Raw genomic sequence first — 23,461 nt, forward strand, 5'->3', positions numbered from 1 at the left:
CGCTTGGTCAAACGTTGATGGTGAAGTTTGATGAGGCGGCCAGTTGTCGGAATTTCAACCACTGCGCTAGGTATTTCGGGCGTTTTCCCCTGGAATTATGGTATGCTAGGGGAGTCAAAAGTTAGGAATAGGAGTTTTTCAGATGAAAATGTCTGTTGCGCAATTTCAAGCAGCGTTAAAAGAGCAAGAGCCAGAGTTACGAATCGTCACCACCCCACAAACCACGACGCGTGATGAGGCGTTTTTCCAAGCGGTCGCGGCGAACCTATTGGCGCAAGTGGCCAGCCTACTTGATGAGGGACGCTTGGGTTACGCCAGCTATACCATTGGCGGCGAACCGGCGGCGGAGTTCAGCGTGGAGTTGAGTCCGGTCAATCTGCCCATGGCGGACCATAAGAAAGTTAATCAATTCTTTACTGATGAAGCCGCGTCTGTCGCCTTGAACTTGTATTTGGTGACCCGCGCCGAGCATTTAAATGTGTCCCATTTCCACATCGATTTGTTGGGTAGCAGTGAGGCTGATCCGGCGGGGTATCAAGCCGCGGCGGCGACGATCATGGCCGCGAATTGGGCCAAAACCGTGGCGAATTTCCAGAATCCGCCAGCACCGAAACCGGTCCCCGTGGTCAAAACCACCAAGGCAACCGCCAAGAAAACCACGACGCGAAAACGAGCCACAACCAAGAAAACCACGACCAAGAAAACAACGACCAAGAAAGCCACGACCAAAAAAACCACAGCCGAGAAGACCACGGCTAAAAAGACGACCACCAAGAAAGCGGCGGCCAAGAAGACGACGAAGTAGGGAGGTCGGGCATGAGTGAGCGAGTTTTTACCGAAATTGTGCTTCAATTCTTCATTTACGCGTTGATCGGCTGGTTGTGGGAAACCAGTTTGAAGGCCTTCAAGGAACATCGCTTCGTGGATACAGGCTTTCTGATCGGCCCGATCACGCCGATTTATGGATTCGGCGTGGTCGGCGTTGTTTACTTGTTGCGCCCGTGGCAAAATCAGGTGGTGCTCCTCTTCGTTTTGGCCACACTGTTAGTGACGGCGCTGGAATATTTAACCGGCTTCCTGCTGGAGAAAATGTTCCACACTAAATGGTGGAATTACGCCAATGTGCCGCTGAATATTCAGGGCTATGTGGCCTTGCCGATCTCGTTGTTCTGGGGGATTTGTTGCGTATTGATCATCAAATTCGTTCAGCCGGAGGTTTTGTTGTTGGTCAGTCATTTGCAGCAACGGTTCGGTTTCATTCTGCCGGTGATCTTGATCGCGCTAGGCTCCTTCGATTTCGGCTTCACCTTAGCGAATCTCCAATCCTTCCGCGCCAAAATGCAAAAACTCAACCAGGCCATCGAAGAACGCCGGGCCGAGCTCAGTACTGGCGTGGCTGGATTGCGGCAAGATGTGCATGAAAGCTGGGACGATTTCTTGGAGAAATACCCGCAACGGCGCGCCCATTTGACCAACTTGAACTTTGGTCAACGTCACTTGCTGCGGAGTTTCCCCAATATGAAAGTTGAGAATGCCAGCAATCATATGGACGAGTTGAAAGAATTAGTTAACGCCTTACGCAAGAAACACCAAAAGTAATCGCCGTTATGGCGCAATATAACGGTGGGCCAGACCCGGCTGCCTTAAGCTTGCTGGGGCCCCACGTTCAGACCAATTAAAAAAGTCTTCCTGCCCCCAACCAATCACCTGCGCTTAGTTTTAAGCAGGTGGTTGTCCTGGTAGCAGGGAGACTTTTTTTGTTGGGAAGTTGCGCGGGCTCAAGCAACTTGTAAGCGGCGAAGTAGTTGCGGCCACCAACGTTGTACTAACTTGAATAACAGCCAGCCGAGCAAGCTGCCGCTGGTGTTCAGCAGAAGGTCACTTAAATCGAAAACCCGATTGCCCAAGTAGAAATAATTCATCAGCAGTTGGGTGCATTCAATGCTCAATGAGGTGAGCAGACCCAACGCCAAACTTTGCCAGAAGCGTTGAAAACGGGCCACCAGGAGCGGCGCTAAAAAGGTCAACGGCGCCAGCATGATCAGGTTACCGAGATTTTGGGAGACTTGGTAACCAAGAAAGGCCAGCGGGTTCAGTTCCGTCAACAACGTCTGCTTGCCGAAGTCCAGCTGATGGATCGGCGAACCTAGCGGGAAAATCAGAAAGGGGAAAACGGTGACGCTCAGTAGGAGGTTCAAGTAAGTCAGGAGTAAGGCATTGACGCCTTGACGGGGCCAACTGAGCTGATTTTTGCGCAGGTTACGAAGCACCAACCACAGCCAGAGCAGGATGAAAACCGGAATCATCACGGCAGCTTTGACTTGGATCGGCGCGATAAAAGTTTGATGAGGACCATGAATCATCAGGACCACTCCTTTCTGAGAACGGCGCTGGGCCGCTATCACCTCGCCTTAGTCTTGCGGGGTAGTGAACCACGCGCGGCACGGGTTGACGATAATTAGTCCAATCATAAGCGTTATCTGACCAAGGTTCAACTATTAAGCCAGCGCCAGTTAAGCGAAAACGCCGCTACAATCAGCTGAAACAGCGATGTAGCGGCGTTATAACGGTTGAAAAATTTTTTAAAAAAGTTGTTGATCGCGGAAGAAACCGACGAAGCCTCCCCAAGCGGCAATGAGTTCACCAGGCCGAGTTCGGCCTCTTTTGTTGGGCGAAGTTGGCGTTCGATGTCTCGCGCTGGCGGCTACTTCTGACAGCTTACTTCTGGCGACCGATCTCGTAGTCACTCGTCTTCATCGCGGCCACGTGACCAAGCAAGTAGCCGTTACCAACTTGGGAGAAGAAGTCGTGATTGGCGGTTCCCGTGGAGAGACCGTTCATCACGATCGGATTGACATCATCGGCAGTGTCTGGAAACAGCGGATCTTGGCCCAAGTTCATCAGCGCTTTATTGGCGTTATAACGGAGAAACGTTTTGACGTCCTCGGTCCAGCCGACCTGATCATACAGCGCCGCGGTGTATTTCTCTTCGTTATCATAAAGATCGTAGAGTAAATTGTAGAGCCAATCCTTAAACTGACTTTGAGCCGCCGCGTCCAACTCGTTGAAACCCAGTTGGAATTTGTAGCCAATATAAGTCCCGTGGACCGATTCGTCACGAATGATCAACTTAATGATTTCGGCGACGTTGGCCAGCTTGTTGTTGCCCAAGTAATAAAGTGGCGTATAGAAGCCAGAATAGAACAGGAAGGTTTCCAGGAAAACGCTGGCGACTTTCTTCTCCAAAGGCGTGCCTGTTTGGTAAATCGAATTGACGATCTCTGCTTTCCGCTGTAAATACTCGTTGTGGTTGGTCCAAGTGAAGATCTCGGTGATTTCTTCGCTGGTACAAAGGGTGCTGAAAATCGACGAATAACTTTTGGCGTGGACCGATTCCATAAACTGGATATTGTTGAAAACCGCCAATTCCTGCGGTGTGCGAATATCACGGCGCAGTTGATCGATCCCGTCTTGGGATTGCAGCGTATCCAATAAGGTCAAGCCGCCAAAAACATGATTGACCACCGTTTTCTCGGCGGTATTCAGGCCGCGCCAGTCGTCCAAGTCGTTGGATAAAGGGATTCGCGTATCAAGCCAGAATTGCTCGGTCAGTTTCTCCCAAGTGGCCTTATCAATGGCGTCCTCGATGCTGTTCCAATTGATGGCCTCGTAATAAGTCTGAACCATTTGTTTTCCTCCTGATGGCCGTAAGACCACGGCTAAATTAAGTTTTCTGAAGCTTGTTTTCGTGTGATGGCAGGGTTTTGTGGGTGTTGCGCGTGAGCGCAACCGGTTCGGGCCATTTGTGCGGCTGGAACGCAGTGGGCGTCGTTTTGAGCCAATCCGCAAAGTGCGCGGCTTGTCTCAAAATCGAGCCTTATTCTAAGCGGCAAAGCCGCAAAGAATAATTTCACTGCTGAGCCGCATGGCCCGAACCGGTTGCTAGGCGGAATTGAGCTTATCTGCAATCGAAGTTGGGTATTTGACGAAGTTCTTTTGCAAGATTGAGGTCAAACCATTGCCCACTTTTTGGGTGGTACGGCAATGACAACCGATTTGGATTAGGAGACCGGACTACTTTGCGTAGGTTGAATATCTTTATTCGCTCCACAAACAATCATTGGTGGAAAACCGACCGACTAGGCTGATTCATCAAGGACTTGCCTGAGTTCATCAAACTGACTGCGCTGGCGTCACCAATTTAAAGCTGGTGACCGCTAATCACGGTCGTCATTTGCGTGGTTCTCCATCAATTGGTGATAGCTTGCCGGATGGTGTGAGTGCTCAAACGGCTGTTAAAACGTTGAGCGGCTGGAGCGGAGTGTGGCGTTGAAACGTGTTCGCCGACCCAGCTCCCTGCGCTTAGCTACGCAATTGTTCCGGAAGCAAAGTGCGGCTTCCAAAACAGTTGCTAGGCTAATGCTCAGGAGCTACCCGGGTCGGTTCGCACTCTGGCGTTGGTGGGCTGTTTATCCGTCTGGCGGTGAGTCAGTCGTGCCCGCAGCGTTCCACCACACCAGCCCCCTAGATAATCCTCGGTGAAATCGACCGGATTCATCTGATTCATCAAGGACTTGCCTCAGTTCATCAAACAGACTGCGCTGGCGTCACCAATTTAAAGTTTGCAACCACTAACCACGGCCGTCAATTGCGTGGCTCTCTATCAATTGGCAATAGCCTGTCAGTCGGCGTGAGTGCTCAAACGACTGTTATAACGTTGAGCGGCTGGAGCGGAGAAATTCGGGGTGAGATCGCCGTGAAATTGTCCTTGGCGGCTTTGCCGCTTAGGACAAGGCTCAGCTTTGAGATTTTCGGCGCCCTTCCGAAAAGCTCAAAGTGACGCCCACAGCGAGCTCACCCCGAATTTCGCAGCGCAAGCTGCGGCCAACCTACTTTTTAGTCAAGCCATTAGATAATGCAGCTCTCACAGTCGTTACTGCCGACTTCTTGCGCGTTATCGGTAAACGTGCGGACATAGTACAACGATTTGATCCCGCGATAAAAGGCGTAGTTCCGCAAAATACTCAGATCGCGGGTCGTTTGTTCCGGCTCATTTTTCCATTCGTAGAGACCGGCGGGAATCGTCGCCCGCAGGAACAAAGTCAAGCTCATACCTTGATCCACATGGACTTGCGCCGCCGCGTAAGTGTCGATCACCTTGCGCATATCGGTGTCATAGGCCGACTTGTAGTATGGCAAAGTCTGATTATCCAGCAGGGGCGCGGGGAAATACAGCTTGCCGTTTTTCTTCTCGGTGCGCTCTTCGATCAGGCGGGTGATCGGATGTAAACTGGCGCTGGTATCGTTGATATAGGAAATCGAACCAGTCGGCGCGACGGCCAGCCGGTTTTGGTTGTAAAGGCCGTCTTGCTGGACTTTGGCCTGGAGTTCGGCCCAGTCAGCTGGTCCCGGAATGAAAATATGCTTGAATAGATCCTGGACTTTGGCCGTTTGTGGGCCCCAATCCTGTTGGCGATATTGGTCAAAGTAGGAACCATCCGCGTAGGCGGAGTCCGCAAAGTCAGCGAAGGTTTCTTGGCGTTCGCGGGCCAGGTCGTTGCTGGCGACCAGGGTCCAATAATTGAGCAGCATGAAATAAGTGCTGGTGAATTCTAAGGCTTCTGGTGAGCCATACTCAATGTGATTTTTGGCCAGGAAGGTGTGCAGGCCCATGGCACCAAGACCGATGGCGTGGCTGCGCTGGTTGCCGTACGCGATCGTCGGGACGGCAGTGATGTTCGACGTGTCGGAAACAAAGGTCAGCGCGCGGACCATGGCGTTGACTGAGCGGCCGAAGTCAGGGCTGGCCATTAAGTTCAAAATATTCGTGGAACCGAGATTGCAACTCACATCGGTGCCCATTTTGACAAAATCTTGCGCGTCGTTCAATTGCGCTGGGGTTTGGACTTGGAGGATCTCGGAACAAAGGTTGCTCATCACGATCCGCCCCGGGATCGGATTGCTGCGATTGGCGGTGTCGATGTTGAGGATATAAGGATAGCCGGATTCTTGCTGCAATTTGCTGATCTCATTTTCCAATTCCCGGGCCTGCAAATAATATTTGCGGATCTCGGGGTTGGCGACCATGCGCTCATATTCGGAGCTGATATCCACGTAGGAGAAGGGCTGGCCGTAAACGCGTTCCACGTCATAAGGGCTGAACAGCGCCATTTTCGCGTCGGCACGGACCAGTTCATAATATTTATCGGGAACGATCACGCCTAGAGATAGCGTTTTGACGCGGACCTTCTCGTCGGCGTTTTCTTTCTTGGCGGAAAGAAAGGCAATGATATCCGGGTGGAAAACATTCAAGTACACGGCGCCGGCGCCTTGACGTTGGCCCAATTGATTGCTGTAACTGAAACTGTCCTCCAGCAACTTCATCACCGGCAAAACGCCGCTAGAAGCGCCTTGGATCCCTTTGATCGGCGCGCCCGCCTCACGCAAGTTGGACAGGGTGATCCCCACGCCGCCGCCGATCCGTGACAACTGCAAGGCGCTGTTAACGCCGCGACCAATGCTGTTCATGTCGTCAGTGATCTGGATCAAGAAACAGGACACGAACTCGCCGCGACGTTGACGCCCAGCGTTGAGGAAACTTGGCGTTGCCGGCTGATAACGTTGGTGGATCATTTCGTCAGCCAATTGTTGCGCCAACGCTTCATCGCCATCCGCGAAATAAAGGGCATTAAAAAGAACCCTATCTTCGAAATTTTCTAAGTAAAAGTTGCCGTCATCGGTTTTCAACGCATACTGATTGTAAAATTTATAGGCCGCCATGAACGACTTGAAGGTGAAATGTTGGTCGGCCAAGTAAGCCGCCAGCTGGTCAATAAATGCGGGAGAATACCGGGCGATAAACTCAGGCTCCAGGAAATCATGAGCCAATAACCACTGGATCTTCTCATTGATCGTGGCGAATTTCCGCGTGTTCGGCGCCACATTTTCTGTGAGAAAAGCTTGTAAGGCCGCCTGATCCTTCCCCAAAGGAATCTGACCGTCAACGGGCCGATTCAATTCGTTATTTAATTTGAAGTACGTGATTTCATTAAGATCGAGACTTTTGAGACTCAAATTGGCGCACCACCTTTTGGAATTGGGCCACGTCAGCTGCGGTCCCGTTGAATTCAAAGTCGAAAACCACGGGCACGTCTAAGCCGCGGGCGATATCTTTAGCGTTATGGATATACAGCTCGTTGAAATTGCGGTTGCCGCCGCCAGCCACGCCTTGCAGATCACGAGCGTTATTCTGGTAGCCGAGAAATTCGATCACCGGCTCTAACATCTCGTCATCATAGGTCGGCACCACCAGCAAATAGGGCGCGTTCATCGCGTGGTAGGGATCCGCATCGGTGATCTCGTAAGCGTCCAGCCCCGTTTTAGCTAGGAAACGCCGCGTCTGCCCGGTGATCGAATAGAAAGCCAGCGCCATCTAACCGACCAACTTCTGTAAAGCTTCCGGACGAAAACCAACGATCGGCGCGTCTTGATCCTGACGGAAAACCAACGGCACACTAGCAAAGCCCTTTTCCCGCAAATAAGCAGCCGAAGCCGGATTCTCGCTGATATTGATCTCCTGAAAGTCGACCTGATGCTCGCTTAAATAACGCTTGGTCATTTTGCACTGCATACAGCCATCACGGGTATATAAGATGGTTTTTTGCTTGTTCATAGGTAAAACCTCCCAATAATTTTGCAACGCAGTGGCCGCGACACGATTTTTCGCCTAGCGGACTAATTGTCGAGAGTGGTCAAAACTGCGTAAGTTGATGATTTTGATTATACCGACGCCAGCAAGAATACACAACATATTGTGCTCGAACAAATTTTCGTATACAAATTATTGTGTAAAGCCACGATTGTCGCCAACCGTCCCACTTTTAACCTCGCAGACCGGCGCAACAAAAAAGTCTCGAACCCGCTGGATTCAAGACTTACCTGATACAAGTTAAAATCGTGTTACATTTTTTGCGGAAATTTATGCCTTGGCATTGCATATTATTAGATAGGTTGGTGTGATTTGGATTTGCAGTGCTGTTTTTGTACCTGAACTTGCGCTGGATTGCAGGTGCGGGTGGGGATTGCGCGTGAGCGCAACCGGCTGGGACTGCTGTTGCGGACTGGAACGTGGTGGGCGTCGTTTGAAGCCAATTCCAAAAGCGGGAATTGTCTCCAAATCGAGCCTTGTCCTAAGCGGCAAAGCCGCTAAGGACAATTTCACCACTGAGCCGCGCAGTCCCAGCCGGTTGCTAGGCAGAATTGAGCTGATCTGCAATCGAAGTTGGGTATTTGACGAAGTGCTTTTGCGAGCTAGCGGTCAAACCATTGCCCACTTTTGGGGTGGTCCGGCAATGCCAACGGATTCCGGATTGGTTGGTTGGCACAGTTTGCATTGGTTGGACCGCGTTACCGGCTACTTGAACAATTTTGGGATGAAAACCGATCAATTCAGTTGGTTCACTGAGAACGAGTCCTGTTCATCAGGCAGACTGTACTGGTGTCACCAATCTAAAGCTTGTAACTACTAACCATGGTTGTCAATTGCGTGAAACCCCATCAATTGACCATAGCCTGTCAGTCGGCGTGAGTGCTCAAACGTCTGTTATAACGTTGAGCGGCTGGAGCGGAGAAATTCGGGGTGAGATCGCCGTGAAATTGTCCTTGGCGGCTTTGCCGCTTAGGACAAGGCCTGATTTTGAGACAAGCCGCGCACTTTGCGGATTGGCTCAAAACAGCGCCCACAGCGAGCTCACCCCGAATTTCGCAGCGCAAGCTGCGGCCAACCTACTTTTATCTGTGCCTAATTAGTTGCAACCGACGGGATTCCGCACTGTGGTTTTTGTGCGCGGAAGGCGTCGCAGAGAACCTTGATCCCCGCATCGATCTGAGCGTGCGAGGCGCCAGCGTAACTGAGCCGCGCGCCGTTGTTCACATTTTTGCTGGCGTAGAGATTGGTCGAAGGCACGTAGAGAATGTGATCCTGCGGCCCGATTTCCGTCCGCAACAACTGATTGAGATCGACATTTTCCGGACCGGTGACCCAAAGGAAGAAACCACCGTTGGGTTGCGAAGTTTGCCAACCAGCAGGTAGATTGGTTTCAAGCGCGCTCAGCATCCAGTCGCGCCGTTGTTGATAATCGGCCTGGACTTGTTGCAAATGGGCGCTGAAGTCGTTATTGACCAAGTAATCAGCGACGATCTGTTGGATCAGCGCCGGTGACTCTAAATCAGCGCCATCTTTCAAAAGCCGGATCTGGGTGTAGATGGGATCATCGGCGACTAGCCAGCCTAGGCGTAGGCCAGGTGCCAGGATTTTCGAAAAGCTGCCCAGACTGATGACGTGACCACTGTGATCCAACGACCGGATCGAAGGGAGATCTGCACCGGCGTAGCGCAGATGTTTGTAGGGATCGTCTTCCAAAATATAGAAATCATAATTTTGCGCCAATTGGACCAGCCGTTGTCGTTTAGTCAAAGACATGACGAAACCGGTGGGATTCTGGAAATTAGGAACGGTGTAGAGAAATTTGATCGTGGTTTGCTTCAAAGCGCGCTCTAGTAAGTCCAAGTCTAAACCGTCGGGAGACATGGGCAATTCCAAGTAGGTGGGCTCGTAAGCGGTGAACGCGGCCAAGGCGCCAACATAGGTGGGGGCCTCAACGGCAATGCGGTCGTGGGGATTCAGGAATAATTTCGCGACCAAGTCCAAGCCTTGTTGCGCGCCTTGGGTCAGAAGGATGTGGTGCGGATCCTCGGCGGCGCCTTCTTGAGCCAAAGCGGTGGCGATTAATTTACGAAGTGGATAATAGCCTTTGGCGTTGTGGTATTGTAATGGATTCTCTGTACCATCTAACAGCACACGTTGGCTGCTGAGCGCTAATTCTTTTTTAGGAAAAAGTTTGGGATCAGGTAATCCCCCGGCAAAAGAAATCAGTTTAGCGTCAAAGTCAGGAATGAGGTCTTCGACACCTGTGTTGCTGGTCAATGCGGTCCGAGTTGCGAATGATTTCATTTTGATGACCTCCCTTAATTTTGGTTCAACAGTATGGTAAACTATTTTTAGACAATAGTAAATTTCAACTACTTGAATTTATGGTGAATGTTTTTCACTCTAAAAGGAGCAAAAAGTGATGGCAATTTTTCAATACGAAGTTTTCGCTAAAGTCGTGGCTTGTCAAACCTTCAATCAAGCGGCGCAAGCATTGCATGTGACGCCTAGCGCCATCAGCCATTCGATCAATCAATTCGAGACCGAACTCGGCTTTCCTCTGTTTATTCGCCGCCGGACAGGGGTCGAGCTGACCAGCGACGGCCAGGCGATCTATCCGTTGGTCCAAGCGATCCTGAATATGGAGGCGCAGTTGAAGCAGGTGGCGGCCAATATCCAGGGCTTGAATGCCGGTTCGATCCGGATCGGCGCCTTCAGCAGTGTTTGCATCAATTGGTTGCCGCCGGTGATCCAGGCGTTTCGCCAGCAGTTTCCCAGCATTGAGATCAGCATTATTCAAGGCACCTTCACCCAAATCGAGCAGATGGTGCGCCAAGGTCGCGTCGATCTAGGCTTTTCCACGCTCCCAGTGGATGACGATTTGATCGTTGAGCCGCTGTTGGCCGACCCGATCCGCTGCGTCACGCCCACCAGCTTCGTCCCCGCCAATCGCGAAAGCGTCACCTTGAACGACATTGGCAGCCGCCATTTTATTTTGCAACAGATCGATTACGACGGCGATACGAAAAAAGCCCTGGATCGTTACGACGTGACCACCAGCTCGATTTCCTATTCGATCGACGACCAATCGATCCTCTCGATGGTGGAAAGCGACTTGGGCCTCGGCATTTTACCCGAACTCGCCTTACAAAAATTGACCGGACGGGTCCATATCTATCCCTTCGACCAACCGTTTTATCGCACAATCTGCATGATCAGCAACAAGGTTCAGGTCAAAACGCCATCGACGCGGTTGATGATCGAGACGATCCGTCATCATCTGGCGGAGGTGTATGATCAGCGGTATCTGGGTAACGCGCCACGGGATTAGGGGCGGGCGATTGGTTTGGACTGGGCTTGTAATGGTGGGCCTCTATTCTTTGTTTTTCGCTTGATTGCGGGTGTGGTAGGGTGTTGCGCGTGAGCGCAACCGGCTGGGACTGCTGTTGCGGACTGGAACGTGGTGGGCGCTGTTTTGAGCCAATCCGCAAAAAGCGCGGTTTGTCTCAAAATCAGGCCTTGTCCTAAGCGGCAAAGCCGCCAAGGACAATTTCACCACTGAGCCGCGCAGTCCCAGCCGGTTGCTGAACAGAATTGAGCCTATCTGCAATCGAGGCGAAGGATTTGACGAAGTGCTTTTGCGAGCTAGAGGTCAAAACAATCGCCCTCTTTTGAGGTGGTACGGCAATACCAACAGATTTGGATTAAGAAGTCGGGATATTTTGCGTCGGCTGAACAATCTCTACTTGCTTCCTTGACCAATCCTTGTGTGGAAATCGACCGATCCAGCTGATTCCTCCAGAACTTGCCTTAGTTCATCTGGCAGACTTCACTGGTGTCACCAATTTAAATCTTGTAACTACTAACCACGGCCGTCAACCGCGTGGCTCTCCATCAATTAGCCATAGTTCGCCAGTTGGCGTGAATGCTTCAATGAATAAGATAACGTTGAGCGGAGCGTGGCGTTGGTGTTCTGTTTACTAGTTGGCGGAAGGTCGGGCTGGGGGTGAGTCAGCCGCGATATTATTGTTGGCGATTTATCGCCTACAATAAGGCCGAGCTTGAAGATTTTTGGTGCACTTCCGAAAAGCTTCAAGTCGTGCCCGCAGCGTTCCACCACCCCCAGCCCGACCTGGAGCCCCACCACATCTGCCATCCACCAACGCCACGCGCAGCGCAAGCTGCGGGCATCGTACTATCAGGAAAGTGCGCGTTTCCAGAAAATTTCGCAGGAATGACCTTTGTTTCCGTGCAGGGACCGAGAGAATAAGTTATAATTTTAGATAGATGCTTTTGGGAGGTATTGAAAATGAATTCAGGTTGGAATTTGATCGGTATTGGTGCATGGTTGCTATTATTGGTCTATCTCATCGTAATAATTCAAAACATCCGCCATCGCCACATTCGCATGATCGTGATGAACCGGAAGACATTCAGTTGGCCCGTTTTCGGCAAAGACATGTTGCTGGTCGTCGTGTTTGCGGCGGGCTTTGTTTTCATGGCGTACCAAACCTTGTTCACTCGGGTCGATGTCAGCGAACAGGACCGCGTGGCTGTCAGCTACACGACCGAGCCGTTGGTGCTGCAAACCAGTGGCGGGACCGGCTATATGGTCACCGTTGCTCGCGGCTCGGGACGAGAAGCGATCCAAACGTACACCTATTGGACTGAGGGTCATCGCAATCAGGTCAAGAGTATTCACGCGAGTATCGCGACTGGGAGCAAGCCGGTTTCGATTGGCGCGCGGGTTTACCATTTCCCGAACAAGATGATCAAGAAGGCGGATAAACGCTACAATCAAGCGTTTGTGGCCCGGGTCGAGGCGACTTATAAGCCGGGTTTCTGGAATGGATTGGGCATGAAGGTCGGTCATAACGCGTTGGAATACACGATGATCCGAGTGCCGTCAAGCACCTTTGTAAGTGAAGATTGATTAAAAAAACACAGCCAATTGGACCGGGCAAAATCCAATTGGCTGTTCTAGAATGACGGTTTAGGCGAGAAAGTTTTGGGGTAGTGGATTGAAGAAAGATAAATTAGGCACGCGCGAATTGATTTTTACGGGCTCTTTGTTATTTGGTCTCTTTTTTGGCTCGGGCAATTTGATTTTTCCTGTGTCGTTGGGGCAAAGCGCGGGGCAACACTTCTGGCCCGCTTTATTGGGCATGCTGGTCAGCGCGGTGGGGTTGCCCCTGCTGGGCGTTTGCGCGATCGGCTTGACCCAGAGCAATGGGTTGTTGGCGATCGCCAGCAAAGTGGGGCGTCATTTTGGGCGGATCTTCACGGTGCTGTTGTATTTAATGATCGGTCCGTTATTTATTTTGCCGCGCCTGGCGGACACCGCCTTTGTGATCAGCTTCGGGCCTTATTTGACGGAGAGTTCGCAATGGTGGCCCTTGGTGTTGTTTTCGCTGATTTTCTTAGGGGTGGCTTATTGGTTGTCCCGCCGGCCGGCTAAGTTGCTGGATTATGTTGGCAAAATCTTGAATCCGCTGTTTCTGGTAATTCTGGCGACGTTGTTGGCCGTGACGTTTCTGAAGCCAATGGGGGCGGTGGATCAGCGGGCGCTGGTGGGCTATGGTGGCCATCCGTTCAGCACCGGCTTCGGTGTTGGCTATAACACGATGGATCTGTTGGCGGCGCTGGCCTTTGGAATCGTGATCGTGAATGCGGTGCGGCAGCGCGGTGTGACCACGCCGAAGATGGTCGCCAAAGAAACGATCCGCGCTGGAATCATCAGTACGGTTTTGATGAGTGTGATTTATGGCTGTTTGGCTTATTTAGGCGCGACCAGTGTGCAGCGCTATGGTGTTCAGACGAATGGGGCCGTTGTTTTGGCCACGGTGGCGGATCATTATTTCGGCAATCTCGGCCAAGTGGTCCTAGGCGCCCTAGTGATTCTGGCCTGTTTGAAAACAGCGGTGGGCCTGATCACATCTTTCGGCGAGACCTTCGAGCAACTTTATCCCCGAGTGGCTTACCAAAAATGGATTTTGCTAGTGAGCGGCGTGGCGGTCGTGATCGCCAATGTCGGCTTGGACCAGCTGATCACCTATTCGGACACCTTCTTGACCTTCATGTATCCGCTGGCGATCGCCTTGGTGCTCAGCGCTTTGACCACCTTTTTCGTCAAGCCGCCTCATCGGTGGGCTTACCGGATGCCGATGATTCTAGTGGCGCTGCCTGCGCTTTTGGCCGCTTTGACCAGCCTGCCGGGGAAATTGATCGATCAATCGGCCTGGTTGAATCGCCTCGCTTGGTGGAACGCGGCCTTGCCCCTGTCTGATTATGGCTTGGGCTGGCTGATCCCGGCGATTCTCGGTTTATTATTTGGGTTACTTTTAGATAATTTCTGGGATCCGCGCGATCCATTGCGGTCCGATCGCTCGTTTTGATTTTGAACGATCAAATCAGCGCCGTCTGATTTACTAGTCGCTGGCGGGGCAGTCTGGCAACATTGTAATGAATTCGAACAAAAAGGCTGGTATCTCTCGGGTTACGCCAGCAACTTTGCCACGCAAAAAAATGATTTCTGACCGCTACCCAATCAATCACATTGATTCAGCAAGACTTGATCGAGCAGATCAGCCAAGCCTTTCCCGGTGTCACCAAGTTCAAATTGAAAACCACGAACCAAGGTCGTCAATTGCGTAGTACCTCATCAATTGGTCTTAGCCTGTCAGTTAGCGAGAGTGCTCAAACGCCTGTTATAACTTTGAGCGGCTGGAGCGGAGAGAATCGGGGTGAGATCGCCGTGAAATTGGTCTTAGTGGCTTTGCCACTTAGACCAAGGCTCAGCTTTGAGATTCGCGGTTTTTGCGAAGCTCAAAGTGATGCCCACAGCGAGCTCACCCCGATTCTCGCAGCGCAAGCCGCGGTCGTGATAGAAACGTGATCGCCACCCCAGCGCTTTCCGCTTAGCCTAGCGATTGTTCCGGAAGCAAGATGCGCTTTCAAAACAATCGCTAGGCTAATGCTCAAGCGCAACCCGGGGTGGCTCACACTCTGTTTTGAAACGTGTTCATAATTTCTTCAAATTTTCATCGCCGAAGTAGCACAATTTGAGCAAAAGCAATTCAAACATTCAGGTTATAGTTATCAACATAGAAAGCAAAGGAAAACGTCAAACACTTGCCCGGTGCGCGAACAGCCCTTGTAATCTATCAACTCCAAGACAAATCTTAAACTTAAATCCGATCATTGATTGCCCGTCAATGATCAGTGGTGCTCAGTGGTTGCCCGCCACGACGCGCCCGTTGGCACACTTGCCCGGTGTTGCTAACAAACCAAATTTTTCTTCATTTTTACTCCTCCCCTTAAAAAAAGTGATCGCCATCCTGCCCGGATGTGCGATCACTTTTTGTTTGCCGCTTTTGGTTAGCGGCTGTTTGTTGGGACGTGGTGTGCAGCTCAGTTGGTCAGCTTGCCACTGTCCATCAAGGCCTGGACTTCTGGCTGGACGTGGGCGTATTTCGCCATGGTGTTGTCGAAATCGCGGAAGTACAGTTGGTACCAAACGAGGAAGGTGTAGATCGTCCAAACTTGGCGGCGCGCGTCGATGCGGCCGGTGTAGTTATCGACTAGGAGGGTGATGATCTGGTCCCGGTCGAAGAACTCGCGGACCCAATCTTCGTTAAATAACGCCTTGACTTGCTGGAAATATTTCTCTTCGCGGAGCCACGTCTTGATCGGTACTGGGAAGCCAAGTTTGGGGCGGGTGGCCCAGTCCTCGGGCAAGTGACGCGCCGCCGCTTGCCGGAAGATGTCTTTGGTATCATTCTTAGTCAAGAGGAGGTCGGAAGGAATTGAATTGGCCAATTCGGCAACCTTCTTATCCAAGAAGGGCACGCGTAGCTCCAGCGAGTGCGCCATGGAAATCTTATCGGCTTTTTGTAAAATGTCGTTCAATATAAAATGATGCAAGTCGATGTACTGCATTTGCTTGACAGCCTCGGCGTTAGCGACTTTGCGGAAGTCTTCGCGATAGTTGTCATGGATATCGGCGTCGTTGCGATAAGGGGCACACAAGACCTGATTGGCCTGTTTGCTGGTGAAAATCGTGGGTTGGTCGGGATCATAAATCACCGATTCCCCGACATAATAAGCGGAGGGCTCGGCGGTATGGGTGTACAAGTGCGTTTTACCAGGGAAATTAGGCATTCGCTTGATGCCATGGGCCAGCCGGGTCCGCGCCCCCAGCGGCAATTTACTCAAGCCATTGGCGAAAACTTTGATCAGTTGGTGATGGGAGTGCATGCCGTAATTGACATAACCGGCAAAAAGTTCGTCCGCGCCTTCGCCAGAAAGAGCGACGGTGACCTTCTTCCGGGCGAGGCGGCAAAGATACCACAGTGGGATCAGTGAGGGATTGCCATCAGGTTCATCCATGTGGTACTGCATTTCCGCAAAGTCATGGAAGGCTTCGTCGGCATTGACCGTTGTTTCGTTGAAATGGAGCCCCTCGGCGTCAGATAGGGCTTTGGCCGCACTAGCTTCGTTGTAAGGGCCATTGTCGAAATTAACGCTGAAGACCTCTTTAGGCCGTAAGAGCGTGGTAATATAACTGGAATCGACGCCTTCAGACAGGAAACTACCAACGGGTACATCAGCGATATTGTGCATTTTGACGGATTCCGCCACGGTTTCATCGATCGCTTTGACCGTTTCTTCTGGCGTGCGGTTATAGTCGATGTCGTATTTCGCATCCCAATATTCGTGCAACTTGGTGTGCTGGTCATGTCGCTCGAACCAATGTCCGGCCGGGAAGCGATAGACATTTTTGAAGAAAGTTTCCGGGAGATCATTGTATTGGTTCATTAAATAGGATTTCAGCGCGTCCTTGTTCAGTTCTTTTTTGAAATTTGGGTGCTTCAAAAAGGCCTTGATCTCAGAACCGATGATGAAGGTCGTGCCATTATCGTAATAATACAAAGGTTTGATTCCGAAGAAATCGCGGGCGCCATAAAGGGTCTGCTTGTTGTCGTCCCAAATCAAATAGGCAAACATGCCCCGGACCCGCTTCAACGTCCCGGCCATGCCCCATTCCTCATAACCGTGGAGCAAGACCTCGGTGTCCGCCTTGGTTTTGAACACGTGGCCCGCCGCCAGTAGTTCCGTCCGTAAATGTTGGTAATTATAGATCTCACCGTTAAAAGTGATCATGATCGTGCCATCTTCATTGGAAATTGGCTGCCCACCGCCTTGAAGATCAATGATACTTAGCCGACAAAAGCCTAGCGCCACCTGGTCATTGAGATAGTGCCCGCCGCCTTTGATATTTGGCCCACGATGGCGAATCATTTCCATCATATCTTCGATCACCGTCTGCTTGTCAGTGATCGTTGTGTCGTCAAATGCTATAATTCCACACATGTTATCTCCTTAATGTCTGCTTAATGCACAATCCTGCGTGCCCTGCCCAGTTGACTTATTTATTTTCTGAAAAACAGTTTGAGATTCTGCTCGCCTTTCATTTTAACAGCAGTTTGGCGGAAAGTTAATCAGTAATGCTCGTAAGATTTATTTAAGCTTTCACTGGATCGCAAGAGAAAAAAGTTTTTGCAACGGCGGGGTCGGCTCGCCGCACTTAACCGAAGTTCAGTTAAACAGCCATACTTCTAAGTACGCCAACGCGTTCCGTTTTCCCTAAAATAAATGAAATCAAGTAATCGTTTTTCCCGAACCTAAGTGGCAGGTTCATTTCTCCCAAGTGAAAACATGTCATCTTGATGGCAAGCTAAATTTCCGCGTTCCTGCTCCTTCGCCGCCGCTAAACCCAAAAAATCGGGCGCGCGACAAAGTGATTAAGAGCTACTCCCAACTATCAAGCATGGCACTTATGATTATAAAACACAAGCGAAATTTGAGAAAAAATCGTCGGCCGCGCCAGAATCGACCATAACGAGCGGCGTGAGCGGTGGCGGGGAAATTTGCCCAAAGATTTCCACGATTGACGCTCAAAACCGGGGCAAAATTCGGTATAATGAACCTAATCACCATTTGCTTAGTTTTGCGGCGGCGTTTCCCCAAAATCCAACCACGAAAAAAAGACCGACCCCACGGAAGCAGGGGCAGTCTTGCTTGGTTGACGTTGTGACCTAACACGTTAGGCACGCGCAGCAAAGCGTCCAGACCTTCAGTGACTTGATGGTCAGGGTCGGGACGCGGGCACGGACACTAGGCGATCGCGGATAATTGCTTGCAGTTAACGACAATGCGATTGTTCAACTCATAAACATTCTCGTTATCCCGCGCGTCGTGTTCAATAATATGAAGCAGCACCGCGTGTTCGTAGATTTTCTCAACTTCACCGGTGAAGTGATAGTCCATGTCTTCCTTGACTTGGCATTTGAACTGATCGCCAATTTTGATCGCTGTGATTTCCATGACGCGGCCTCATTTCGTTTTATTTTTTTGGCAAAGGTTTGTTGGTTGGCCTGGGTTGCCCGGGGACGCTGACCAGGTTCCCGGGGTACCGCTAGACTGGAGCCGGTGGCGCACTGCAAATGAAGCAAGCACCGGCCGCGTTGGGTCAAAGCGCAACGCTGGTTGACCACCAAACCAAAACTCAAAAGGAGTATCGATGTTGCAATGAACACAAACAAATTATTGATCATCACCGGCGCCTCTGGTACGGGCAAAACCACCGTCAGCGATTACCTACGCGACACGTATGGCATCGCTCGGGTCATCACCCACACCACGCGGCCACCACGTGCCAATGAGCTGAACGGCCGGGATTACTATTTTGAGACTGAGGCCAGCTTTGTCCAGAACCACTACATTGAGTCGGTCAGCTACGCGGGCTATCATTATGGTTCTTCCCGGGAGGCTTTGCAGCGGGCGTGGCAGCGGCGACGGTTGGTCAGTCTGATTTTGGACACCAAGGGGGCAGAGTCTTACGCCCAAGTGATGCCGCAACAGCTGATCGTGCTTTATTTGGCGATCTCGGATCCGGAAATCCTGAAGGAACGCTTGGAAAGGCGCGGCGACGCGCCGGCAACGATCAAGCAACGATTGGCCAGCGCCGAATCGCAGCGGGATCTGCAGGTACCAGCGGCGTTGCAGCCCCTGGCGCATGTGATCGTCAATGATCATTGGACCAGCACGAAGGCCGCCGTCGATCAGCTGCTCAAAAACGAATTGTGTCAGTGAGCACCAATATCCAGTGATCAGGATATTAGCCCTGAGTATAGCATAATTGTGCAGCGAGGCGCAAAACTATTTGCGCCTTTTTTGGTGGCAATCATTGCGCAGATTGGCGCTGGCGGTCACCGATAACGCCCGTTCGCGCCTGGCCTGGACTTAGGCCGTTTACTGACGGCAATATCATTGGTCGCAACAGCCCAGTTCGGGGCGAAAAACCAGCAAATTTAGCCAAAAAAATCCCGTTCAGCTAAAAACTGAGCGGGATTTTTCGATTCAACAAATATTATCAGCGTTCCTTATTAATTAGCGGCAGGCGCTAAATTAATTAACGGCAGGCGCTAATGGCCCCTTAACAGTCGGCCACCATTCGGCCACCAGTTACCGAATACCAGTCGCGCTGACTATTTAACGATCTCGTGGATCAAAGCTGGGATCTCCGGCTTGTCCGCGCCGATCTCGATGCTGTTGAGCACTTGATCTTGGACTTCTTGCGGTGCTGGCGCGTTCAAATACAGGGTGGCTAAAGCTTCGCCCACGACAACTTGGTCGCCGATCTTCTTATGCAAAACGATGCCGACTGCAGGATCGACTAAATCGGTCTTTTTGGCCCGGCCGCCGCCGATCTTCATTGAAGCGATCCCTAAATCATTGGTTTGCATGCCAACCACGTAGCCAGCGCTTTTGGCGGTAATGTCCAACGTGGAGAGCGCTTGTGGTAATTTCTCTGGGTGGTCGACGATATCCGCGTCGCCGCCTTGGTCACGGATCAATTGACGGAAGGCTTCCAAAGCGCTGCCGTCCGCGATCCGCGCTTGCAGAATTTCCCGCGCCGCCGCCGTATCAGGGCTGATGCCAGCCAGAACCAACATTTCTGCGCCTAAAACCAGCGTCAATTCGGTGACGTCTTCAGGACCTTCGCCGCGGAGCACATCGATGGATTCCTTGATTTCCAAGGCATTACCAATGGTGTAGCCCAGTGGTTGGTTCATGTCGGTCAAATAAGCGACACATGGCACCCCATTTTGTTTGCCGATTGCCACCAAGGTTTCGGCCAATTTCTTCGCTTGCGCTTCGGTCTTCATGAAGGCGCCATTGCCGGATTTCACGTCGAGCACCAGCGCGTTGGTGCCAGAAGCCAATTTCTTACTCATGATCGAGCTGGCGATCAACGGAATCGATTCAACCGTGCTGGTCACATCACGCAACGCATAAATCTTGCGATCGGCCGGCGCCACGTCAGTACTCGCGCTGACAATAGCGGTGCCATGATCTTGCACCTGCTTGATGAACTGCTCAACTGTTTCGTCCACGTTGAAGTTCGGGATCGCCTCCAACTTGTCCAAAGTTCCGCCAGTGTGACCCAAACCACGACCAGAAATCATCGGGTTCTTCGCGCCGGCCGCCGCAACTAACGGCGCCAGAGGAATGCTGATCTTGTCGCCAACGCCACCAGTGGAATGCTTATCGACCTTGATCCCGTCGATCATGCTTAAGTCCAGCACTTCGCCGGAATCCAGCATCGTCTTGGCCAAAGTCGCGATCTCGTCGTCGGCCATCCCTTTCAAATAGATCGCCATCAACAGGGCGCTCATTTGATAATCGGGGATCGACCCGTCCGTGTAACCGGTAATAATGAATTGAATTTCTGGTGTGGATAACTTTCCGCCATCACGTTTCTTGGCGATCAAATCTACCATTCGCATAGAAAAAATACCTCCTCATGTCTAGTTGGATCATACCTGACCCCATTTTAACATAGCCAGTTTCTCACGGGAACCATTTCTCAAAATCCGAACGATCCCATGACAGCCGCGGTGAAAAGCCAGCTAAGATTGGGGTGAGCCTCTCCATTGTACCACCAAGATTAAGCGCTGTCATTGCCGTTGCAATAACTTTTTTTTGAAAATGACGTTGCAGTTTCTGATGAAAACGGTTATTGTTGAAGCAACAATTGGAAAAATGAGGTGGTTAGATGTTAACAGAAACTGAATTACGCGCATTGAAGAAAGTGGAGCTGCATTGCCATTTGGACGGCTCGCTGCCACTACCCACCATCCATCGACTGGCCGCTATGGCGCATCTTTACCTGCCACAGGATGATCAAGAATTACGGAAACTGGTTAGTGTTACAGAAGACGCCAAGGACCTAATGGATTACTTGCGCCGCTTCGACGTGGTGCTGCCGTTGCTTCAAACCGCACCGGCGCTAGAGTTAGCGGCTCACGACCTGATCGGCCAGTGCGCCGCGGAAAATGTCCGCTACATCGAAGTCCGCTACGCCCCAGATCTCACCACCGAACAGGGTTTGACCGTGACGGAAAGCATCGAGGCCGTCTTGCGCGGCTTAGCGAAAGGCCGCGCCGAGTTCGGTGTGGATTCCGGTTTGCTGGTCTGCGCCATGCGCCAATTCCCGCTGGCTCAAGGCGAGAAAATGTTCGACCAAGCTTTACCATACTTAGGGCAAGGCCTAGTCGGGGGCGACTTTGCTGGCGATGAGGCTGGTTTTGGCACCGAAGTCATCACCCCAGCCATTAAATACGCAGAAGGATTGGATTTACCTTTAACCGTTCACGCCGGCGAAAGCCACTGCGCCCACAACGTCATTGCCGCGCTGGCCCTTCAGATCCGCCGCATCGGCCACGGCGTCGCGCTGGCCGGTCACCCCGATTTTCAAAAAACTTTCGCCCAAGCTGGCGCAACCATTGAAATGTGCTTGACCAGTAACCTGCAAACCAAAGCAATCAGCGACGTGACCCATTATCCAGTCGCCGAATTTCTGGCTGCGGGCATGAAAATCACGATCAACACAGATAATCGCACGGTTTCTAACACAGATCTGACCAAAGAATACGGGCTATGGCAACAGTATTTTGGCATCACCAAGGCTCAGTTCTTGCAGTTCAATCTCAATGCGATCAACGCCGCCTACTGTCCGCCGGCGGTACGCGAGCAGGTTGTCGCGGAATTGCAGGCCAATTATTCCGGTAAGTAATGCTGGAAATATTTTTGATTGCTTGCTTGCAGATGTGGTAGGGTGTTGCGCGTGAGCGCAACCGGCTGGGACTGCTGATGCGGACTGGAACGTGGTGGGCACTGTTTTGAGCCAATCCGCAAAACCCGCGGCTTGTCTCAAAATCAGGCCTTGTCCTAAGCGGCAAAGCCGCCAAGGACAATTTCACCACTGAGCCGCGCAGTCCCAGCCGGTTGCTGAACAGAATTGAGCCTATCTGCAATCGAGGCGAAGGATTTGACGAAGTGCTTTTGCAAGCTAGGGGTCAAACAATTGCCCCTTTTTTGTGGTGGTACGGCAATACCAACGGATTCCGGAAGTCTTGAAAGTGTGCTGGGAGTTGGTGGAGACGCAGCCGCCAAGGACAATTTCACCACTGAAACGTGTTCGCCGACCTAGCTTCTTCCGCTTAGCTACGCAACTATTCCGGAGCCACAAACTAGCCTCCAAAATAGTTACTAGGCTAATGCTCAGAAGCTGATCAGGTCAGCTCTCACCCTTGTTAGAGCCGCGCAGTCCCAGCCGGTTGCTAGGCAGAATTGAGTCTATCTGCAATCGAAGCGAAGGATTCGACGAAGTGCTTTTGCAAGTGCGGTGGTCAAACAATTGCCCTTTTTGTGGTGGTACGGCAATGCCCACAGATTCCGGAAGCGCTGTGCTTAATTGCAGGGGTGGGTTTCGATGGGGACGCAACCGCCTCAGGACGTTTGTCGTGGCTGGAACGTGGTGGGCGTCGTTTGAAGCCAATTCCAAAAGCGGGAATTGTCTTCAAATCGAGCCTTATTCTAAGCGATAAATCGCTAAGAATAATCTCACCGCTGAGCCACACGTCCTGAGGCGGTTGCTGGGCAGAATTGAGCCTATCTGCAATCGAAGTTGGGTACCTGACGAAGTTCTTTTGCAAGCTAGAGGTCAAACAATTCCCACTATTTTAGTGGTACGGCAATACCAACGGATTTGGATTAGAAGGTCGGGACACTTTGAGTAGACCGAATATCTTTACCCGCTTTCTTACCAACCTTTGGTGAAATCGACCGATTCAGTTGATTCACCGAAAACTAGGTCTGTTCATCAGACGAACTGCGCTGGTGTCACCAATTTAAAGCTAGTGACCACTAACCACGGCCGTCAACTGCGGGGCTCCCATCAATTGACCATAGCTTGCCAAATGGCGTGAGTGCTCAAACGGCTGTTAAAACGTTGAGCGGCTGGAGCGGAGAAATTCGGGGTGAGATCGCCGTGAAATTGTCCTTGGCGGCTCTGCCGCTTAGGACAAGGCTCAGCTTTGAGATTCGCGCGGGTTTCGCGAAGCTCAAAGTGACGCCCACAGCGAGCTCACCCCGAATTTCGCAGCGCAAGCTGCGCACAATCTACTTTTACCAGCCCAGCCCAGCCCAAGTCGCGACAAGTTTGCCAAACCCAAGCACCAAAGCAGTGCGGAAATCAAAGATGGCGTCAAGTTAACGTGGGTTTTAGTAATAAAGATATTTGCTAGAATTATCTGAATACTGATGGCACCAATCTGGCTGTTAGTACATACTGACTATTTTTTCTCACGTTACTGATTCAATGTGTGATTCCGTGTTGCCACTCTC

At 51.4% G+C, this 23,461-nt stretch carries 26 protein-coding genes; 14 read left to right on the plus strand and 12 right to left on the minus strand.

Annotated features, from left to right (window positions below; all coding sequences use genetic code 11):
• The first annotated feature begins 142 nt into the window (after window positions 1–142).
• Window positions 143–805, plus strand: a complete 663-nt coding sequence (locus EKM94_RS08635; protein ID WP_125600483.1) for a hypothetical protein — start codon at window positions 143–145, stop codon at window positions 803–805.
• An 11-nt stretch (window positions 806–816) separates the two neighbouring features.
• Window positions 817–1,599: a putative ABC transporter permease gene (locus tag EKM94_RS08640; RefSeq protein ID WP_125600486.1), complete on the plus strand. Its 783-nt coding sequence runs from the start codon at window positions 817–819 to the stop codon at window positions 1,597–1,599.
• A 179-nt stretch (window positions 1,600–1,778) separates the two neighbouring features.
• Here the strand turns inward: EKM94_RS08640 and EKM94_RS08645 are convergent, their stop codons facing one another.
• The 3 genes from EKM94_RS08645 to EKM94_RS08655 form a co-directional block, all read right to left on the minus strand.
• The gene (locus EKM94_RS08645) at window positions 1,779–2,363 is read right to left on the minus strand and encodes a VanZ family protein (RefSeq protein ID WP_125600489.1); all 585 of its coding nucleotides are present in this window, start codon (window positions 2,361–2,363) and stop codon (window positions 1,779–1,781) included.
• A gap of 355 nt (window positions 2,364–2,718) precedes the next feature.
• Entirely contained in the window at window positions 2,719–3,687 is a 969-nt protein-coding gene (gene nrdF, locus EKM94_RS08650; protein WP_125600492.1) for a class 1b ribonucleoside-diphosphate reductase subunit beta, read from the minus strand.
• A 32-nt stretch (window positions 3,688–3,719) separates the two neighbouring features.
• Window positions 3,720–3,914, minus strand: coding sequence for a hypothetical protein (locus EKM94_RS08655; protein ID WP_125600495.1), 195 nt, complete (start codon window positions 3,912–3,914; stop codon window positions 3,720–3,722).
• Window positions 3,915–4,210: 296 nt separating this feature from the next.
• Between EKM94_RS08655 and EKM94_RS12830 the strand changes: the two genes are divergently transcribed.
• The gene (locus tag EKM94_RS12830; protein ID WP_263853242.1) at window positions 4,211–4,333 is read left to right on the plus strand and encodes a hypothetical protein; all 123 of its coding nucleotides are present in this window, start codon (window positions 4,211–4,213) and stop codon (window positions 4,331–4,333) included.
• Between the two features lie 315 nt (window positions 4,334–4,648).
• Window positions 4,649–4,840 carry a hypothetical protein gene (locus EKM94_RS08660; RefSeq protein WP_125600498.1) on the plus strand — a complete coding sequence of 64 codons (192 nt, stop codon included), beginning with the start codon at window positions 4,649–4,651 and terminating at the stop codon, window positions 4,838–4,840.
• 68 nt (window positions 4,841–4,908) lie between these two features.
• Here the strand turns inward: EKM94_RS08660 and nrdE are convergent, their stop codons facing one another.
• Genes nrdE through nrdH form a run of 3 tightly spaced genes read right to left on the minus strand, consistent with a single transcriptional unit; the run spans window position 4,909 to window position 7,672 of the window.
• Complete coding sequence (nrdE, locus tag EKM94_RS08665; protein ID WP_125600501.1) at window positions 4,909–7,074, minus strand: class 1b ribonucleoside-diphosphate reductase subunit alpha; 2,166 nt, start codon at window positions 7,072–7,074, stop codon at window positions 4,909–4,911.
• The gene (gene nrdI, locus EKM94_RS08670; protein ID WP_125600504.1) at window positions 7,049–7,432 is read right to left on the minus strand and encodes a class Ib ribonucleoside-diphosphate reductase assembly flavoprotein NrdI; all 384 of its coding nucleotides are present in this window, start codon (window positions 7,430–7,432) and stop codon (window positions 7,049–7,051) included. The genes nrdE and nrdI overlap by 26 nt, the downstream gene beginning before the upstream one ends.
• Window positions 7,433–7,672, minus strand: coding sequence for a glutaredoxin-like protein NrdH (gene nrdH / locus EKM94_RS08675; RefSeq protein WP_125600507.1), 240 nt, complete (start codon window positions 7,670–7,672; stop codon window positions 7,433–7,435).
• Window positions 7,673–8,141: 469 nt separating this feature from the next.
• On the opposite strand from nrdH, the gene EKM94_RS08680 reads away from it, so the two are divergent.
• Together EKM94_RS08680 and EKM94_RS08685 are read left to right on the plus strand one after the other, a co-directional pair.
• Window positions 8,142–8,528, plus strand: a complete 387-nt coding sequence (locus EKM94_RS08680; RefSeq protein ID WP_125600510.1) for a hypothetical protein — start codon at window positions 8,142–8,144, stop codon at window positions 8,526–8,528.
• Between the two features lie 13 nt (window positions 8,529–8,541).
• Window positions 8,542–8,808: a hypothetical protein gene (locus tag EKM94_RS08685; RefSeq protein ID WP_125600513.1), complete on the plus strand. Its 267-nt coding sequence runs from the start codon at window positions 8,542–8,544 to the stop codon at window positions 8,806–8,808.
• Here the strand turns inward: EKM94_RS08685 and EKM94_RS08690 are convergent.
• Window positions 8,801–10,012, minus strand: a complete 1,212-nt coding sequence (locus EKM94_RS08690) for an aminotransferase-like domain-containing protein (protein WP_125600516.1) — start codon at window positions 10,010–10,012, stop codon at window positions 8,801–8,803. The genes EKM94_RS08685 and EKM94_RS08690 overlap by 8 nt on opposite strands.
• Window positions 10,013–10,130: 118 nt before the next feature.
• On the opposite strand from EKM94_RS08690, the gene EKM94_RS08695 reads away from it, so the two are divergent.
• Complete coding sequence (locus EKM94_RS08695) at window positions 10,131–11,039, plus strand: LysR family transcriptional regulator (RefSeq protein ID WP_125600519.1); 909 nt, start codon at window positions 10,131–10,133, stop codon at window positions 11,037–11,039.
• Between the two features lie 42 nt (window positions 11,040–11,081).
• Here EKM94_RS08695 and EKM94_RS08700 read toward each other — a convergent pair whose 3' ends face one another.
• Window positions 11,082–11,264: a hypothetical protein gene (locus EKM94_RS08700; protein WP_125600522.1), complete on the minus strand. Its 183-nt coding sequence runs from the start codon at window positions 11,262–11,264 to the stop codon at window positions 11,082–11,084.
• Window positions 11,265–11,473: 209 nt separating this feature from the next.
• Between EKM94_RS08700 and EKM94_RS08705 the strand changes: the two genes are divergently transcribed.
• From EKM94_RS08705 to EKM94_RS08720, 4 genes are all read left to right on the plus strand, one after another.
• Window positions 11,474–11,692, plus strand: coding sequence for a hypothetical protein (locus tag EKM94_RS08705; RefSeq protein WP_125600525.1), 219 nt, complete (start codon window positions 11,474–11,476; stop codon window positions 11,690–11,692).
• Between the two features lie 325 nt (window positions 11,693–12,017).
• The gene (locus tag EKM94_RS08710) at window positions 12,018–12,641 is read left to right on the plus strand and encodes an LVIS_2131 family protein (RefSeq protein ID WP_125600528.1); all 624 of its coding nucleotides are present in this window, start codon (window positions 12,018–12,020) and stop codon (window positions 12,639–12,641) included.
• An 88-nt stretch (window positions 12,642–12,729) separates the two neighbouring features.
• A complete protein-coding gene (brnQ, locus tag EKM94_RS08715; protein WP_125600531.1) occupies window positions 12,730–14,103 on the plus strand; it encodes a branched-chain amino acid transport system II carrier protein in 1,374 nt (457 codons plus the stop codon).
• 161 nt (window positions 14,104–14,264) lie between these two features.
• Complete coding sequence (locus EKM94_RS08720; RefSeq protein WP_125600534.1) at window positions 14,265–14,603, plus strand: hypothetical protein; 339 nt, start codon at window positions 14,265–14,267, stop codon at window positions 14,601–14,603.
• A gap of 515 nt (window positions 14,604–15,118) precedes the next feature.
• On the opposite strand, the gene asnB is transcribed toward EKM94_RS08720, so the two are convergent.
• Together asnB and EKM94_RS08730 are read right to left on the minus strand one after the other, a co-directional pair.
• A complete protein-coding gene (gene asnB, locus EKM94_RS08725) occupies window positions 15,119–17,080 on the minus strand; it encodes an asparagine synthase (glutamine-hydrolyzing) (protein WP_125600537.1) in 1,962 nt (653 codons plus the stop codon).
• An 804-nt stretch (window positions 17,081–17,884) separates the two neighbouring features.
• Window positions 17,885–18,094 (minus strand): DUF2187 domain-containing protein, encoded by a 210-nt coding sequence (locus EKM94_RS08730; protein ID WP_125600539.1) that lies wholly within the window; start codon window positions 18,092–18,094, stop codon window positions 17,885–17,887.
• Window positions 18,095–18,298: 204 nt separating this feature from the next.
• Here EKM94_RS08730 and EKM94_RS08735 point away from each other — a divergent pair, with 204 nt between their 5' ends.
• A complete protein-coding gene (locus EKM94_RS08735) occupies window positions 18,299–18,862 on the plus strand; it encodes a guanylate kinase (RefSeq protein WP_125600542.1) in 564 nt (187 codons plus the stop codon).
• 395 nt (window positions 18,863–19,257) lie between these two features.
• Here EKM94_RS08735 and EKM94_RS08740 read toward each other — a convergent pair whose 3' ends face one another.
• On the minus strand, window positions 19,258–20,559 hold the full coding sequence (locus EKM94_RS08740) for a pyrimidine-nucleoside phosphorylase (RefSeq protein WP_125600545.1): 1,302 nt from the start codon (window positions 20,557–20,559) through the stop codon (window positions 19,258–19,260).
• A 269-nt stretch (window positions 20,560–20,828) separates the two neighbouring features.
• Here EKM94_RS08740 and add point away from each other — a divergent pair, with 269 nt between their 5' ends.
• Entirely contained in the window at window positions 20,829–21,848 is a 1,020-nt protein-coding gene (gene add / locus EKM94_RS08745; RefSeq protein ID WP_125600548.1) for an adenosine deaminase, read from the plus strand.
• Here the strand turns inward: add and EKM94_RS08750 are convergent.
• The gene (locus EKM94_RS08750; RefSeq protein ID WP_125600551.1) at window positions 21,772–22,035 is read right to left on the minus strand and encodes a hypothetical protein; all 264 of its coding nucleotides are present in this window, start codon (window positions 22,033–22,035) and stop codon (window positions 21,772–21,774) included. The two genes, add and EKM94_RS08750, sit on opposite strands and share 77 nt — an antisense overlap.
• 992 nt (window positions 22,036–23,027) lie before the next feature.
• On the opposite strand from EKM94_RS08750, the gene EKM94_RS08755 reads away from it, so the two are divergent.
• Window positions 23,028–23,330, plus strand: a complete 303-nt coding sequence (locus tag EKM94_RS08755; protein WP_125600554.1) for a hypothetical protein — start codon at window positions 23,028–23,030, stop codon at window positions 23,328–23,330.
• Window positions 23,331–23,461 lie beyond the last annotated feature (131 nt).

It is taken from the genome of Lapidilactobacillus achengensis (assembly GCF_003946655.1).
Taxonomy (GTDB): Bacteria; Bacillota; Bacilli; order Lactobacillales; family Lactobacillaceae; genus Lapidilactobacillus; species Lapidilactobacillus achengensis.

Excerpts from the sequence above, each read along its gene's own strand:
- EKM94_RS08635 (WP_125600483.1), top strand. The coding sequence starts at position 143 with ATGAAAATGTCTGTTGCGCAATTTCAAGCAGCGTTAAAAGAGCAAGAG.
- EKM94_RS08640 (WP_125600486.1), top strand. The coding sequence starts at position 817 with ATGAGTGAGCGAGTTTTTACCGAAATTGTGCTTCAATTCTTCATTTAC.
- EKM94_RS08645 (WP_125600489.1), bottom strand. The coding sequence starts at position 2,363 with ATGATTCATGGTCCTCATCAAACTTTTATCGCGCCGATCCAAGTCAAA.
- nrdF (WP_125600492.1), bottom strand. The coding sequence starts at position 3,687 with ATGGTTCAGACTTATTACGAGGCCATCAATTGGAACAGCATCGAGGAC.
- nrdI (WP_125600504.1), bottom strand. The coding sequence starts at position 7,432 with ATGGCGCTGGCTTTCTATTCGATCACCGGGCAGACGCGGCGTTTCCTA.
- nrdH (WP_125600507.1), bottom strand. The coding sequence starts at position 7,672 with ATGAACAAGCAAAAAACCATCTTATATACCCGTGATGGCTGTATGCAG.
- EKM94_RS08690 (WP_125600516.1), bottom strand. The coding sequence starts at position 10,012 with ATGAAATCATTCGCAACTCGGACCGCATTGACCAGCAACACAGGTGTC.
- EKM94_RS08695 (WP_125600519.1), top strand. The coding sequence starts at position 10,131 with ATGGCAATTTTTCAATACGAAGTTTTCGCTAAAGTCGTGGCTTGTCAA.
- EKM94_RS08710 (WP_125600528.1), top strand. The coding sequence starts at position 12,018 with ATGAATTCAGGTTGGAATTTGATCGGTATTGGTGCATGGTTGCTATTA.
- asnB (WP_125600537.1), bottom strand. The coding sequence starts at position 17,080 with ATGTGTGGAATTATAGCATTTGACGACACAACGATCACTGACAAGCAG.
- EKM94_RS08730 (WP_125600539.1), bottom strand. The coding sequence starts at position 18,094 with ATGGAAATCACAGCGATCAAAATTGGCGATCAGTTCAAATGCCAAGTC.
- EKM94_RS08735 (WP_125600542.1), top strand. The coding sequence starts at position 18,299 with ATGAACACAAACAAATTATTGATCATCACCGGCGCCTCTGGTACGGGC.
- EKM94_RS08740 (WP_125600545.1), bottom strand. The coding sequence starts at position 20,559 with ATGCGAATGGTAGATTTGATCGCCAAGAAACGTGATGGCGGAAAGTTA.
- add (WP_125600548.1), top strand. The coding sequence starts at position 20,829 with ATGTTAACAGAAACTGAATTACGCGCATTGAAGAAAGTGGAGCTGCAT.